General features: G+C 47.8%; 12 protein-coding genes and 1 riboswitch. Of the genes, 11 read left to right on the top strand and 1 reads right to left on the bottom strand.

What is annotated here, in order from left to right; all coding sequences use genetic code 11:
* Nucleotides 1-97: 97 nt before the first annotated feature.
* The 3 genes from polX to MY7_RS11765 are packed head-to-tail and all read left to right on the top strand — an operon-like array spanning nt 98 to nt 4,609.
* Nucleotides 98-1,810 (top strand): DNA polymerase/3'-5' exonuclease PolX, encoded by a 1,713-nt coding sequence (polX, locus tag MY7_RS11775; protein WP_007612957.1) that lies wholly within the window; start codon nt 98-100, stop codon nt 1,808-1,810.
* A 20-nt stretch (nt 1,811-1,830) separates the two neighbouring features.
* Complete coding sequence (locus MY7_RS11770; RefSeq protein WP_007612956.1) at nt 1,831-4,188, top strand: endonuclease MutS2; 2,358 nt, start codon at nt 1,831-1,833, stop codon at nt 4,186-4,188.
* Between the two features lie 16 nt (nt 4,189-4,204).
* Nucleotides 4,205-4,609, top strand: coding sequence for a DUF350 domain-containing protein (locus MY7_RS11765; protein WP_003152541.1), 405 nt, complete (start codon nt 4,205-4,207; stop codon nt 4,607-4,609).
* Between the two features lie 138 nt (nt 4,610-4,747).
* Here the strand turns inward: MY7_RS11765 and MY7_RS11760 are convergent, their stop codons facing one another.
* Nucleotides 4,748-5,425, bottom strand: coding sequence for a DUF2711 family protein (locus tag MY7_RS11760; RefSeq protein ID WP_029326042.1), 678 nt, complete (start codon nt 5,423-5,425; stop codon nt 4,748-4,750).
* Nucleotides 5,426-5,530: 105 nt separating this feature from the next.
* Here MY7_RS11760 and MY7_RS11755 point away from each other — a divergent pair, with 105 nt between their 5' ends.
* From MY7_RS11755 to uvrC, 8 genes are all read left to right on the top strand, one after another.
* Complete coding sequence (locus tag MY7_RS11755; protein WP_029326043.1) at nt 5,531-7,219, top strand: AMP-binding protein; 1,689 nt, start codon at nt 5,531-5,533, stop codon at nt 7,217-7,219.
* An 88-nt stretch (nt 7,220-7,307) separates the two neighbouring features.
* Nucleotides 7,308-7,892 carry a TetR/AcrR family transcriptional regulator gene (locus MY7_RS11750; RefSeq protein ID WP_007408119.1) on the top strand — a complete coding sequence of 195 codons (585 nt, stop codon included), beginning with the start codon at nt 7,308-7,310 and terminating at the stop codon, nt 7,890-7,892.
* Nucleotides 7,893-7,905: 13 nt separating this feature from the next.
* Complete coding sequence (locus MY7_RS11745) at nt 7,906-8,685, top strand: enoyl-CoA hydratase (protein ID WP_007612950.1); 780 nt, start codon at nt 7,906-7,908, stop codon at nt 8,683-8,685.
* A 13-nt stretch (nt 8,686-8,698) separates the two neighbouring features.
* Nucleotides 8,699-9,472, top strand: coding sequence for an electron transfer flavoprotein subunit beta/FixA family protein (locus MY7_RS11740; protein WP_007612949.1), 774 nt, complete (start codon nt 8,699-8,701; stop codon nt 9,470-9,472).
* A gap of 31 nt (nt 9,473-9,503) precedes the next feature.
* The gene (locus MY7_RS11735; protein ID WP_007612948.1) at nt 9,504-10,481 is read left to right on the top strand and encodes an electron transfer flavoprotein subunit alpha/FixB family protein; all 978 of its coding nucleotides are present in this window, start codon (nt 9,504-9,506) and stop codon (nt 10,479-10,481) included.
* A gap of 208 nt (nt 10,482-10,689) precedes the next feature.
* The gene (locus MY7_RS11730; RefSeq protein ID WP_007612947.1) at nt 10,690-12,180 is read left to right on the top strand and encodes an alpha-N-arabinofuranosidase; all 1,491 of its coding nucleotides are present in this window, start codon (nt 10,690-10,692) and stop codon (nt 12,178-12,180) included.
* A gap of 153 nt (nt 12,181-12,333) precedes the next feature.
* Nucleotides 12,334-12,648 (top strand): thioredoxin, encoded by a 315-nt coding sequence (trxA, locus tag MY7_RS11725; RefSeq protein ID WP_003152560.1) that lies wholly within the window; start codon nt 12,334-12,336, stop codon nt 12,646-12,648.
* Between the two features lie 142 nt (nt 12,649-12,790).
* Nucleotides 12,791-14,563 carry an excinuclease ABC subunit UvrC gene (gene uvrC / locus MY7_RS11720; RefSeq protein ID WP_007612945.1) on the top strand — a complete coding sequence of 591 codons (1,773 nt, stop codon included), beginning with the start codon at nt 12,791-12,793 and terminating at the stop codon, nt 14,561-14,563.
* Between the two features lie 61 nt (nt 14,564-14,624).
* Nucleotides 14,625-14,804, top strand: a riboswitch (Lysine riboswitch).
* Nucleotides 14,805-14,910 lie beyond the last annotated feature (106 nt).

The raw sequence follows: 14,910 nt of genomic DNA, 5'->3' as shown, positions 1-14,910 counted from the left end.
CTTGACCGGAGAAGTTTTTTTCAAGCTCTGCGTCAGTTGTGCCGGAGGAGAAAAATTTGTATGATGAAAAGCAGGAAACGACTGGGGGGTTAACAGTATGCATAAAAAAGATATCATCAGGCTGCTTGAAACGATTGCGGTCTATATGGAACTGAAAGGGGACAACCCGTTTAAAATATCAGCCTTCCGAAAAGCGGCAGCGGCGCTTGAGCAGGATGACCGCAGCCTGTCAGAAATCGACGATATGATGTCTTTATCCGGAATCGGAAAAGGCACCTACGGCGTCATTCGTGAATATATGCAGGAAGGTGTGTCCGGCACGCTTCTCCAATTGCAGAAAGAAGTTCCGGAAGGCTTGGTTCCTCTTTTGAAGCTTCCGGGCCTCGGCGGCAAAAAAATCGCCAAGCTGTATCAGGAACTGGGCGTTCATGACGCGGAATCGCTGAAAGAAGCATGCGAGCAGCAAAAAGTACAGGGGCTCGCCGGTTTCGGCAAAAAAACGGAGGAGAAAATCCTCCATGCTCTCGGAGAAGCCGGAAAACAGCCGGAACGCTTTCCGATCGGCTATGCGCTCGGCATTGCTTCAGTAATTGAAGAACATTTGGCCCGGCTGACGGATATTCAGAAATATTCCCGGGCCGGCAGTCTCAGAAGAGCGCGGGAAACCGTAAAAGATCTGGATTACATTATCGCTACAGATCATCCGGAGGCTGTCAGAGAACAGCTTCTTTCCCTCCCGAACGTAAAAGACGTGATAGCGAGCGGGGATACAAAAGTATCAGTCATCCTGACCTTTGAATATGAGACGAGTGTGGATTTCCGGCTTGTGACAGAGGAACAGTTTGCCACCACGCTGCATCATTTTACCGGTTCTAAAGATCACAACATTAAAATGCGCCAGCTGGCGAAAGAGCGCGGTGAACGGATCAGTGAATATGGAGTAGAAACCATAGAAACGGGAGACGTCAAAACATTCCCGAGCGAAGAAGCGTTTTACGCCCACTTCGGTCTGCCGTTTATTCCTCCTGAGCTCAGAGAGACCGGGCTGGAGGTCGACACGTACCGGGAAGAAACGGATCTTGTGGAGCATAAAGCGATAAAAGGCGATCTCCACATGCACTCAGCCTGGAGTGACGGCGCTTTTTCCATCAGAGAAATGGCAGAAGCGTGTATGGCAAAAGGCTATCAGTACATGGCGATCACCGACCATTCCCAATATTTAAAGGTAGCCAACGGGTTAACGGCCGAACGGCTCAAAAAACAGGCGGAAGAAATTGACGCGTTAAATGCTGAATTTGAAAATTTTCACATTTTTAAAGGCATAGAAATGGACATTCTCCCCGACGGTTCGCTCGATTATGATGACAGTGTTCTGTCTGAAATGGATCTTGTCATCGCGTCTATTCATTCAAGCTTCAGCCAGCCGGAGCATGTCATTATGAAACGGCTTGAACAGGCACTGACGAATAAGCACGTGGACATTATCGCCCACCCGACGGGACGCCTGATCGGCAGACGGGCCGGCTATGAAGTCGACATCGACATGCTGATTGAACTCGCCGCTAAAACAAATACGGCGCTTGAACTGAATGCAAACCCTGCGCGCCTCGATTTGCGGACTGAGCATCTGATCAAAGCAAATGAAAAAGGCGTGACTTTGGTCATTAATACCGATGCCCATAATATCGAGATGCTCGATGATATGAAAACGGGCGTGACCGCTGCGCGCAAAGGGTGGACGGATACAAAACATGTGTTAAACGCCCGGCCGCTACACGAGGTCAAAGCATTTCTGACGCGCAATGATTAAGTAAGGAGGATCACAAAACCGTGCAGCAAAAAGTGTTATCATCACTTGAATTTCATAAAGTAAAAGAACAGATTACCGCACATGCCGCCTCATCGCTCGGCCGGGAGAAGCTTCTGCAACTGAAACCTTTGACGGATCTCTCAGACATCCAAAAACAGCTGGATGAAGTCGAAGAAGCATCCGCGGTCATGCGCTTGAGAGGCCATGCTCCGTTCGGCGGCCTGACCGACATAAGATCCGCTTTACGGCGGGCGGAAATCGGCAGTGTGCTGACGCCGGCGGAATTTACCGAATTGTCCGGGCTGCTGTATGCCGTTAAACAAATGAAGCATTTTATCAGCCAAATGACAGAAGACGGCGTCGGCATTCCGCTGATACAGGCCCATGCAGAAGAGCTGATTACATTAGGCGATTTGGAAAGGGAGATTAACTCCTGCATTGATGACCATGGTGAAGTGCTTGATCATGCGTCTCCCGCTTTAAGGGGAATCCGCACGCAGCTCAGGACGCTTGAATCAAGAGTCAGAGACCGGCTTGAATCGATGCTGCGTTCATCTTCCGCTTCTAAAATGCTGTCTGACACCATCGTTACGATTCGGAATGACCGCTTTGTCATCCCGGTCAAACAGGAATACAGATCAAGCTACGGCGGAATTGTCCACGATACATCTTCATCCGGTGCGACACTGTTTATTGAACCGCAGGCGATCGTAGATATGAACAACTCGCTTCAGCAGGCGAAAGTAAAAGAAAAACAGGAAATCGAACGGATTCTCCGAATGCTGACGGAGCATACGGCTGAACACACACAAGAAATCGCTCACAATGTGGAAGTGCTGCAGACACTGGATTTCATTTTCGCCAAAGCGAGATACGCAAAAGCAATGAAGGCGACAAAACCTCTCATGAACGGAGACGGTTTTATCCGGCTGAAAAAAGCGCGCCATCCGCTGCTGCCCCAAGATCAAGTCGTGGCCAACGATATTGAACTGGGCGGAGATTACTCAACGATCGTTATCACGGGACCGAATACGGGCGGTAAAACCGTTACGTTAAAAACACTCGGGCTGCTGACGATAATGGCGCAGGCAGGATTGCACATACCGGCTGATGAGGGATCGGAAGCATCAGTATTTGACAATGTGTTTGCCGATATCGGCGATGAACAGTCGATCGAACAAAGTCTGAGTACGTTCTCATCCCACATGGTCAATATCGTCAATATTTTAAAAGACGTGTCTGAAAACAGTCTTGTGCTGTTTGATGAACTCGGTGCCGGAACAGATCCGCAGGAAGGAGCGGCGCTTGCCATGAGCATCCTTGACGAAGTTCACCGGACAAACGCCAGAGTGCTTGCGACAACCCATTATCCGGAACTGAAAGCATACGGATATAACAGACAAGGCGTCATGAATGCCAGCGTTGAATTTGACATTGAAACGCTCTCGCCTACCTATAAGCTTCTGATCGGAGTGCCGGGCCGAAGCAACGCATTTGAAATCTCAAGACGCCTTGGGCTTCCGGAGCATATCATCGGCCAGGCGAAGTCAGAAATGACCGCCGAACATAACGAAGTCGATCTGATGATCGCATCGCTTGAAAAAAGCAAAAAAAGAGCGGATGAAGAACTTTCTGAAACCGAATCAATCAGAAAAGAAGCAGAAAAACTGCACAAAGAGCTTCAGCAGCAAATCATTGAGCTGAACGACCAAAAAGATAAAATGATGGAAGAAGCCGAACAGAAAGCTGCGGAAAAACTGGAAGCCGCCGCAAAAGAAGCCGAACAGATCATCCGCGAACTCCGGTCCATCAAGCAAGAACACAGATCCTTTAAGGAACACGAGCTGATTGACGCCAAAAAACGTCTCGGAGACGCGATGCCGGCTTTTGAAAAATCAAAGCAGCCGGAAAGAAAGACAGAGAAAAAACGCGAGCTCAAGCCGGGCGACGAAGTAAAGGTGCTCACATTCGGACAAAAAGGGGCGCTGCTTGAGAAAACCGGCGAGAAAGAATGGAACGTCCAAATCGGCATCCTCAAAATGAAGGTGAAGGAAAAAGATCTTGAGTTTCTCAAATCGGCTCCTGAACCGAAAAAAGAAAAAGCAATCACCGCCGTAAAAGGGAAGGATTATCACGTATCCCTTGAACTTGACCTCAGGGGAGAGCGTTACGAAAACGCCCTCAGCCGCGTCGAAAAATATTTAGATGACGCGGTGCTTGCCGGCTATCCGAGAGTGTCCATCATTCACGGAAAAGGCACGGGCGCCCTCCGAAAAGGGGTGCAGGATCTTCTGAAAAACCACCGCAGTGTGAAAAGCTCGCGGTTCGGGGAAGCGGGAGAAGGAGGATCAGGCGTAACGATTGTCGAACTAAAATAAAAAGGGAGTAAACGTCATGAATGCTTTTTGGGAAAATGAGCTTGTTGAAATCGCGGCTTATTACAGTGTAGCCGTCTTGTGTCTCGTCATTTTTCTGACCGTGTTTGAATTGGTGACATCCTATAAAAACTGGGTGGAAATCCAAAAAGGCAATCTTGCGGTGGCAATGGCGACCGGAGGGAAAATTCTCGGTATCGCAAATGTCTTTCAGCACAGCATCGCCCAGCATAATTCGCTTTTGCAAATGATCGGCTGGGGCGTATACGGATTTATTATGCTTTTAATCAGCTATTTTATCTTTGAATTTCTGACGCCCCGGTTTAAAATTGATAAAGAAATTGAAAAAGATAACAGAGCTGTCGGCTTTATTTCATTTGTCATCTCAGTCGGCCTGTCATTTGTGGTGGCCGCCGGGATTTAAGGGGACGGGGAAAAATGGAGAAGCTTGCGAAAGTGCTGCTGTCGGCAGCGGGAATTTTTCTGTTCATCGGACTTATTTATCTGGTCATGACATCTTAATACTGAAAAAAGGCTGCCGAACTAGAATCGGCGGCCTTTTTTATTGAGAATACCAGTTTATGCAGGCCGTATCAGAGCAAATGACGGCTTCCCAACTCATGGCGCGGATGACAGACGGCATGTCTTGATCTTCCATGAGAAAGAGTGTCGTAAAAGAATCATATATGTTCATAAAAGCCGCGCGCCGTTTTTCGTCGGCAATGATCATGTCAGCCCGCAGCAATCCGCATACATCCGAAGCCGCCGTTTGATTGAGTGAAAATATGCCTTTCTCTTCGACAGGCTCATAATAAGTGCAGCGCTTTATGCCTTTTGAACGGAACACATCCAAAAGTCCCGGAATTAAAAATGGTGAAGTGACATCATCGCTCGGCAAGTACAGATCGGGATGATGAAGCCGATTTAACAGCTCGGCGGATTCAGGATGTGCATATTCATCCCGCAGTGCCATGACAGCGCTCATAAGCGCAAGCGCTGTCTCTTTTTCAGAGCGCAATCCGCAAACGGTCATGACGGATTTCCAGGAAACGGGTCTGCCCATCGCGATGATCTCCTCATCACTCGGATACATATGTTCATAAGGCCGCTTGCGCTTTTGCTCTTCCCACCCATCAGGCATCCGGACAAAGGGATGAAGCAAAAAGGCGGCCGACGTAAACGGCTTCGGCAGCTGGCGCAGGATAGGAACTCCTTCTTCAAAATGCAGCGTTTCCAGCAAACTCAACACCTCCTGAAACTCGAAATTTCACATGAAACGCTTTCCCATTCCAATCACCCTTCTGCTATAATAATAGCGTATAGGAAACCAGAAGGGAGAGGTATTATGCAGTCTGAAAAGCCATGGCTTTCTCAATATCCCGAAGAGATTCCGCATGAGCTTGAATTTACCGATCAAACCCTGCCATCCAATCTGACAAACTCCGCAGCTCAATTCCCGAACCACACCGCCATTTATTTTCTCGGAAAAAAACTCACATTCCAAGACGTTCTCACAGATTCGTTAAAGCTAGCCGCTTTTTTACGCAAAACAGGCCTGAAAAAAGGGGACAGAGCCGCCATTATGCTGCCCAACTGTCCGCAGTCGGTCATCGCTTTTTACGGCGTATTGTTTGCCGGCGGCATTGTCGTTCAAACCAATCCTCTCTACACGGAACACGAACTTGAGTATCAGCTGAAAGACAGTGCGCCGCGCGTGATCATCACCCTCGATATGCTGTTTCCGAAGGTGATAAAAATGAAAACGTTATCACTCGTCGAAGGCATTATTACAACGAGTATAAAAGACTTTTTGCCGTTTCCGAAAAATATGCTGTATACGCTCACACAAAAACAGCAGGTTCATATTGATTATGACGGCTGCGAACAAATTCACAAATTAGCGGATATTTTAAAAAACGAAAAAGCGGAGGAAGCGGAGCCATTTGATATTGACCCTGCGCATGACATCGCCGTGCTTCAATACACGGGCGGAACAACCGGCTATCCGAAAGGCGTCATGCTCACACACCGGAACATTCAGGCCAATACAGAAATGTGCGCCGCCTGGATGTACAAAATGAAAAAGGGAGCCGAAAAGGTGCTCGGCATCGTGCCTTTTTTTCATGTGTACGGATTGACCGCCGTGCTCAATTTTTCCATTATGCAGGGATGTGAAATGATCCTTCTTCCCAAATTCAATCCTTTGGATACCCTGAAAACAATCGACAGGCTGAAGCCGACGGTTTTTCCCGGGGCGCCGACGATTTACATCGGGCTGTTGCATCACCCGGAGCTGAATAAATATGATCTGTCCTCCATTGAAAACTGTCCGAGCGGTTCAGCGGCGCTGCCGGTTGAGGTCAAACAGAAATTTGAAAAAGTGACCGGAGGAAAGCTTGTGGAAGGCTACGGATTATCCGAAGCATCACCGGTTACCCATTCAAACTTCATCTGGGGAAAAAATAAACCCGGCAGCATCGGCTGTCCCTGGCCCAATACCGACGCCGGAATCTATTCAGAAGAAAAAGGCGGGCTTGCGGAGCCGTATGAACACGGCGAGCTGATCGTAAAAGGCCCTCAAGTCATGAAAGGATACTGGAATAAGCAGGAGGAGACGGCGCGTGTCATCAGAGACGGCTGGCTGTTTACCGGAGATATGGGATATATGGATGAGGAAGGATTTTTCTACATCGCCGACAGAAAAAAAGACATCATCATTGCCGGCGGATACAACATTTACCCCCGGGAGGTGGAAGAGGCGCTTTATGAGCATGAAGCCGTTCAGGAAATCGTCGTAGCTGGCGTTCCTGATTCCTACAGGGGGGAAACGGTGAAAGCATTTATCGTTTTGAAAAAAGGCGCCGAGGCAGATGCCGATGAGCTTGATGCGTTTGCAAGAGAGCGGCTTGCGCCGTACAAAGTCCCGAAGCTTTACGAATTCAGAAAAGAGCTTCCGAAAACGGCCGTCGGAAAAATATTAAGAAGGCGTTTAGTCGAAGAGGAAGATGCATCCCGTGAAAACAAGGTGCCTTAAAAGAAAAACTTGACAAAATCCGGATTCCTTTTTATCATGAAGTTATGAATGAATAGTCATTCATTTATCGAAGGAAGGAACGATGACATTGAACCAAAAACGGCCAAAGTATATGCAGATTATTGATGCAGCAGTAGAAGTCATAGCGGAAAACGGCTATCACCAATCACAGGTGTCCAAAATCGCCAAGCAGGCCGGCGTTGCGGACGGCACCATCTATTTATATTTCAAAAACAAAGAGGATATACTCATTTCTCTTTTTAAAGAAAAGATGGGCCAGTTCATTGAACGCATGGAAGAAGAAGTGAAAGAAAAAACGACGGCAAAAGAAAAACTCGCTCTCGTTATTAAGCAGCATTTCACACTGCTCGGCAATGACCGCCACCTCGCGATTGTGACCCAGCTTGAGCTTAGACAGTCGAATATCAAGTTGCGCCTGAAAATCAATGATATTTTAAAAGGTTATTTAAACATGCTGGACACCATTTTGACCGAAGGAATCAAGTCGGGGGAATGGAAAGACAATCTCGACGTCCGCCTCGCCCGGCAGATGATATTCGGGACGATAGATGAAACAGTGACAACATGGGTGATGAACGATCAGAAATATGATCTTCCGGATTTGTCAGACAAGGTATTGGAGCTGTTGGTGTCAGGAATTCATCAAAACTAAAGGGGGTTGACGGATGAACAGCCTTTCGATGGCGGTAGAACAATCTGTTGCGGTGATCACCATTAATCATCAGCCGGCCAACGCGCTGTCCGGTGCGGTTTTAGATGAGTTGTCCGGTCTGTTTGACAGGTGTGAAACGGATGACAGCGTCAGAAGTATCATTATTCGCGGTGAGGGAAAATTTTTCTCGGCGGGCGCCGATATAAAGGAATTTACGTCGCTTGAAAATCTTGAGCAATCTTCTGCCATGGCGGATAAAGGCCAGCAGCTGATGGAAAGAATTGAAGGGTTTCCGAAGCCCGTTATCGCAGCGATTCACGGCGCTGCGCTCGGCGGCGGTCTTGAGCTAGCCATGGCCTGCCATATCAGAATCGCTACATTGGATGCAAAGCTCGGCCTGCCCGAGCTGAATCTCGGCATTATTCCGGGCTTTGCCGGGACGCAGCGGCTTCCCCGGTACGTCGGTACGGCGAAAGCGCTTGAAATGATCGGCACTTCAGAACCTGTGACCGGAGAAGAAGCACTCAGCCTCGGCCTTGTCACGATAGGCGCCGAACATGAGGAAGAGCTGCTGCAAAAAGCGAAAACGCTCGCGGGCAAGTTTGCGGAAAAAAGCCCGCAGTCTATGGCTTATCTGCTTGAGCTCCTTTATTCAAACAAGATCTATTCTTATGACGGCGGCTTAAAGCTTGAAGCAAAGCGCTTTGGGGAAGCATTTGCATCAGATGACGCAAAAGAAGGCATTCAGGCATTTCTCGAAAAAAGAAAGCCTCAATTCGGTGGGCGAAGATAAAGGGGATAAGAATATGAATCTATTTGTACTGATGAAACGGACGTTTGACACAGAAGAGAAAATCGTCATTGAAGCAGGAAAGATTCAGGAGGACGGGGCCGAATTTATCATTAATCCGTATGATGAATACGCCATTGAAGAAGCCATTCAGCTGAAGGAAGAGCACGGCGGAACCGTTACCGCTGTAACCGTCGGCGGAGAAGATGCGGAGAAAGAACTGAGAACCGCCCTTGCGATGGGCTGTGACCAGGCGGTGTTAATCAATATTGAAGATGATCTGAGCGATCCTGACCAATACTCCATTTCAACTATCTTATATCATTATTTCAAGGACCGGGAATATGATCTGATTCTCGGCGGAAATGTCGCGATTGACGGCGGTTCAGGCCAAGTGGCTCCAAGGCTTGCCGAACTGCTGAACATTCCTTGCGTCACAACGATCACAAAACTGACAATCAGCGGCGATGAAGCTGTGGCAGAGAAAGACAATGAAGGGGATACCGAAATCATTAAAACCTCACTTCCTTTAGTCATCACGGCACAGCAAGGCTTAAACGAGCCGCGCTATCCGTCGCTTCCGGGCATTATGAAGGCGAAGAAAAAACCGCTGGAAGAACTTGAGCTTGATGATCTCGACATTGATGAAGATGAAGCCGCACCGAAGCTCAAAACGATCGAACGTTTTCTGCCGCCGCAAAAAGAAGCGGGCAGACTGATCGAAGGAGAAGCCGCTGAGCAGGCGAAAGAGCTTGTGTCACTGCTGAGAAAAGAAGCCAAAGTCGTATAAACCGATATTAAAGAAACTGGGGGATGTCAGAATGGGAAAAAAAGTGATCGTACTCGGAGAAATTCGTGACGGCGCCTTACGGAACGTCACCTTTGAAGCCATAGCCGCAGGCAAAACCATTTCCGGCGGAGGAGATGTCATCGGCGTGCTGATGGGAAAAGGCGCGGCTGATGCAGCACCGGAACTCATTCAGTACGGCGCCGACAAAGTATTTACGGCCGATGCGCCGGGGCTTACTCAGTATACGGCGGACGGATATGCCGCGGTTCTCGGGGATCTGATCGAAAACGAAAAACCTGATGCGGTCATTTTCGGCCACACTTCTATGGGAAAAGATTTGTCACCTAAGCTTGCGGCCCGGTTTGAAACGGGGCTGATTTCAGACAGCACGGATGTAAGCGTTACCGGAGACAACATCGTTTTTACAAGACCGATCTATTCCGGCAAAGCCTTTGAACAGGTGATTTCAACCGATCCGTTCATTTTGGCGACAATCCGTCCGAACAACATTCAGGCATTAGAAAAAGACGCGAGCCGCACGGGTGATATTGAAGAGCTTGCGGCGCCTCCGGCAGATTTGCGGACGGTCATTGAAGAAGTAGTCAAAAAAACAGCGGACGGCGTGGATTTATCAGAAGCGAAAATTATCGTAGCAGGCGGCCGCGGTGTAAAAAGCAAAGATGGATTTGAACCGTTAAAAGAACTTGCCGAGGTGCTCGGAGCAGCGGTGGGCGCTTCACGCGGCGCGTGTGACGCGGACTATTGCGATTATTCTCTTCAAATCGGCCAGACGGGAAAAGTCGTCACGCCGGATTTGTATATCGCCTGCGGCATTTCCGGAGCGATTCAGCACTTGGCGGGCATGTCAAACAGTAAGGTCATTGTTGCCATTAACAAAGACCCGGAAGCGGAAATATTTAAAATAGCGGACTACGGAATTGTCGGCGATTTGTTCGAAGTGGTTCCGCTTCTGACCCAGGAATTTAAAAATGCCAATATTCATTCATAATCAAAACCCTCTGGCTTATTTGTCAGAGGGTTTTGATTTGTGTTAATTGGTTCGGACAAATTATAGATTAATAAAACAACGGATTGACATGTACGAACCAATGTAATAAGCTTTTGTAAAGCGCTTACAAACTTATCCATACAGCATTCATCCCAGATAGATCGTCTCTAGTGCTTTCATTCTTATTAAGGGGAAGGAATGATCAAGTTTGTCTCACAATACGGCAGTCATTCAAACTGATATCGCACAGGGAACCATTAATAAAAACATATACGGACATTTCGCGGAACATCTGGGAAGAGGCATATATGAGGGCATCTGGGTCGGAAAAGATTCCGATATTCCGAATACCGGCGGGATCAGGACGGATGTCGCCGACGCCCTCAAACAGCTTCAGATTCCCGTCCTCAGATGGCCGGGCGGCTGTTTTGCAGATGAATACCATTGGGCAAACGGCGTAGGGAAACGCAAAACCATGCTGAATACCCATTGGGGCGGGACGATTGATTCCAATGAATTCGGCACGCACGAGTTTATGATGCTTTGTGAACTGCTCGGCTGCGAACCGTACATCGCCGGAAACGTCGGCAGCGGAACGGTTAAAGAAATGGCTGATTGGATTGAATACATGACGTTTGAAGCGGGCACGCCGATGTCCGACTGGAGAAAAGAAAACGGGCGGGAAAAACCGTGGAAGCTGAAATATTTCGGAATAGGAAATGAGAACTGGGGCTGCGGCGGAAACATGCATCCTGAGTATTATGCCGACCTTTACAGAAACTTTCAAACCTATGTCCGTAATTACAGCGGTAATGAAATCTATAAAATTGCCGGCGGCGCGAATGTCGACGATTACCGCTGGACTGAAACTTTAATGAAAAAAGCCGCTGATCTCATGGACGGGCTGAGCCTGCATTATTACACAATACCGGGCGACTTCTGGAAGGGGAAAGGATCAGCGACGGAGTTTACGGAAGATGAATGGTTCATCACGATGAAAAAAGCGGCGCATATGGATGAATTGATCACGAGGCACAGTGCCATCATGGATCAGTACGATCCCGAAAAAAGAGTCGGGCTGATCATTGATGAATGGGGCACGTGGCTTGATCCTGAGCCGGGCACGAATCCGGGCTTTCTGTATCAGCAGAATACGATCCGCGACGCCCTTGTCGCAGCCACGCATTTTCACATTTTTCACCAGCACGCAGACCGCGTACAGATGGCCAATATCGCGCAAACCGTCAACGTGCTTCAGGCAATGATCCTGACAAAAGGGAAAGAAATGCTGTTGACGCCGACGTATCATGTGTTTGATATGTTTAAGGTGCATCAGGACGCATCTCTTTTGGCGACAGAAACAAAAGCATCCGGGTACGAATGGAACGACGGCCGGCTCCCGCAAGTCAGCATTTCAGCGTCCAAACAGCAAAACGGAGACATACATATCAGCATTTGCAATATCGATCATCTGCACAAAGCTGATGTGAAGATTGAACTGCGGGGCATGAAAAAGACAGGGAAGCCTTCGGGAACGATTCTGCACGCGGAAAAAATGAATGCCCATAATACATTCAGCAGTCCGGAAAACGTCAAACCGAAGCCGTTTTCCGGGTTTGCTCAAAAGGGCGGAAAACTTGAGGCGGAGCTTCCTCCGATGGCGGTTGTATTAATCACGCTGCCTGCGGACCCATCTTAAGTTTTGAACGCCTGCCGCCCGGTTATAATACACTGTATAAAAAAGATTATTTCCGGAGGGTTCGGGAGAAAATAATATAAGCATTAAATTAGCATGAACGAATGGGAGATGCTATACTAAAAATCATCATTTGACAATTGGAGGAATAACAAAATGGCTATCGTAAAAGCAACTGATCAATCGTTCTCAGCTGAAACAAGTGAAGGTGTCGTATTGGCTGATTTCTGGGCTCCTTGGTGCGGACCTTGTAAAATGATCGCACCCGTTCTTGAAGAGCTCGATCAAGAAATGGGAGACAAACTGAAAATCGTCAAAATCGACGTGGATGAAAACCAAGAAACTGCCGGTAAATACGGCGTCATGAGCATCCCGACACTTCTCGTATTGAAAGACGGAGAAGTCGTTGAAACATCTGTCGGTTTCAAACCGAAAGAAGCTCTTGAAGAGCTTGTAAACAAACATCTGTAAGCCGAAAGCTTCCGTTACGGCAGGGCGATTCCTTTGAAAGGGAATCGCCTTTTTTGATCTTCCAAAAGCTGAGAATGGAGAAAAACAAATGTTCGTGATACACTGAATGGACACGAGAAATGAATGTAAGGAAGGGTAACGTATGAATAAACAACTGAAAGAAAAACTGGCCCTCCTTCCCGATCAGCCGGGCTGTTATTTAATGAAAGACCGTCAAAAAACAGTCATCTACGTGGGGAAAGCGAAAGTCTTGAAAAACAGGGTGCGGTCTTATTTCACCGGTTCTCACGACGCAAAAACCCAACGGCTTGTGACGGAGATTGAGGACTTTGAATATATCGTGACTTCCTCCAATCTTGAAGCGCTTATTTTGGAAATGAATCTGATTAAAAAATACGATCCGAAATACAATGTCATGCTGAAAGATGATAAAACCTATCCCTTTATTAAAATCACCCATGAACGCCATCCGCGGCTGATTGTCACCCGGAATGTCAAAAAAGACAAAGGACGCTATTTCGGCCCGTATCCGAATGTGCAGGCGGCGCGGGAAACGAAAAAACTGCTGGACCGCCTTTACCCGCTCAGGAAATGCTCAAAGCTTCCGGACCGCGTCTGTCTTTATTATCATCTCGGACAATGCCTCGCCCCATGTGTAAAGGATATATCTGAGGAGACAAACCGCGAGATTGTTGAAGACATCACCCGTTTTTTAAAGGGAGGGCATAACGAAATCAAAAAAGAGCTCGAAGCGAAAATGGCAGAAGCGGCGGAAAAGCTTGAATTTGAACGGGCTAAAGAATTCCGCGACCAGCTTGCTCACATCGAATCGACGATGGAGAAGCAGAAAATGACCATGAATGACCTTCTGGACCGCGATGTGTTTGCATATGCCTACGATAAAGGCTGGATGTGCGTCCAAGTCTTTTTCATTCGCCAAGGAAAACTGATCGAACGCGATGTCAGCATGTTTCCGATGTATCAGGAAGCGGATGAAGAATTTCTGACCTTTATCGGCCAGTTCTACTCTAAAAACAATCACTTTCTGCCTAAGGAAATTCTGGTGCCTGACAGCGTTGACAGGGACATGATCAGCGAGCTGTTGGAAACCGCCGTGCATCAGCCGAAAAAAGGCCCGAAAAAAGAGCTGCTTTTGCTTGCGCACAAAAATGCGAAAATCGCCCTGCGGGAAAAATTCTCGTTAATCGAGCGGGATGAGGAACGGTCAATCGGTGCAGCCGAACGGCTCGGCGAAGCACTGAATATTTACACGCCGCATCGGATTGAAGCGTTTGACAACTCCAATATTCAAGGCACAAACCCCGTATCGGCCATGATTGTCTTTATTGACGGAAAACCGAATAAAAAGGAATACCGCAAATATAAAATTAAAACCGTAACAGGGCCGGATGATTACGGTTCAATGAGGGAAGTCGTCAGAAGAAGGTACACGAGGGTGCTCCGCGAAAACCTTCCGCTGCCGGATTTAATCATCATTGACGGCGGAAAAGGGCAGATTAACGCGGCGCGCGACGTACTCGAGAATGAGCTCGGCCTTGATGTCCCGGTAGCGGGATTGGCGAAAGATGATAAACACCGAACATCCAACCTTTTGATCGGCGACCCGCTTGAACCGGTGTTTCTGGAGCGGAACAGCCAAGAGTTTTACCTGCTTCAGCGTATTCAGGACGAAGTTCACCGTTTTGCGATCAGCTTTCACAGACAGATCCGGGGAAAAAGCGTCTTTCAATCCGTTCTGGATGATATCCCCGGAATCGGCGAAAAACGCAAAAAAATGCTCTTAAAACATTTCGGATCTGTCAAAAAGATGAAGGAAGCAAGCCTTGACGATATCAAAAAAGCGGGTGTGCCGGCCGCGGCGGCCCAGCTGCTGTTTGAAAAATTAAAAAAATAGTATTGTGCTTTTCTGAAAAATCTGCTAGAATGTGAACTAATTTCATAAGATCGTGTTATATGGTGAAGATAGAGGTGCGAACTTCAATAGTAAGCCTTTGGAGAATGATGGATTCTGCGAAAAAGGCTGAAAGGGGAGCGTCGCCGAAGTGTATCACATCCCATCGGTGTGATTTGCTGGCCTTGCATTAAATAAATGTAAGGCTGTCAAGAAATCATTTTCTTGGAGGGCTATCTCGTTGTTCATAATCAATCGTAATGATATGAAAAAGCAATGAGAGCTATTCCTCTCATTGCTTTTTTTATTGTGGACAAAACGCTCTTTTCTCCTCACCCGCACGAACCAAA

The sequence above is a fragment of the Bacillus sp. 5B6 genome, assembly GCF_000259405.1.
Classification (GTDB): Bacteria; Bacillota; Bacilli; order Bacillales; family Bacillaceae; genus Bacillus; species Bacillus velezensis.
This window is presented reverse-complemented; position numbering and strand designations above follow the sequence as displayed.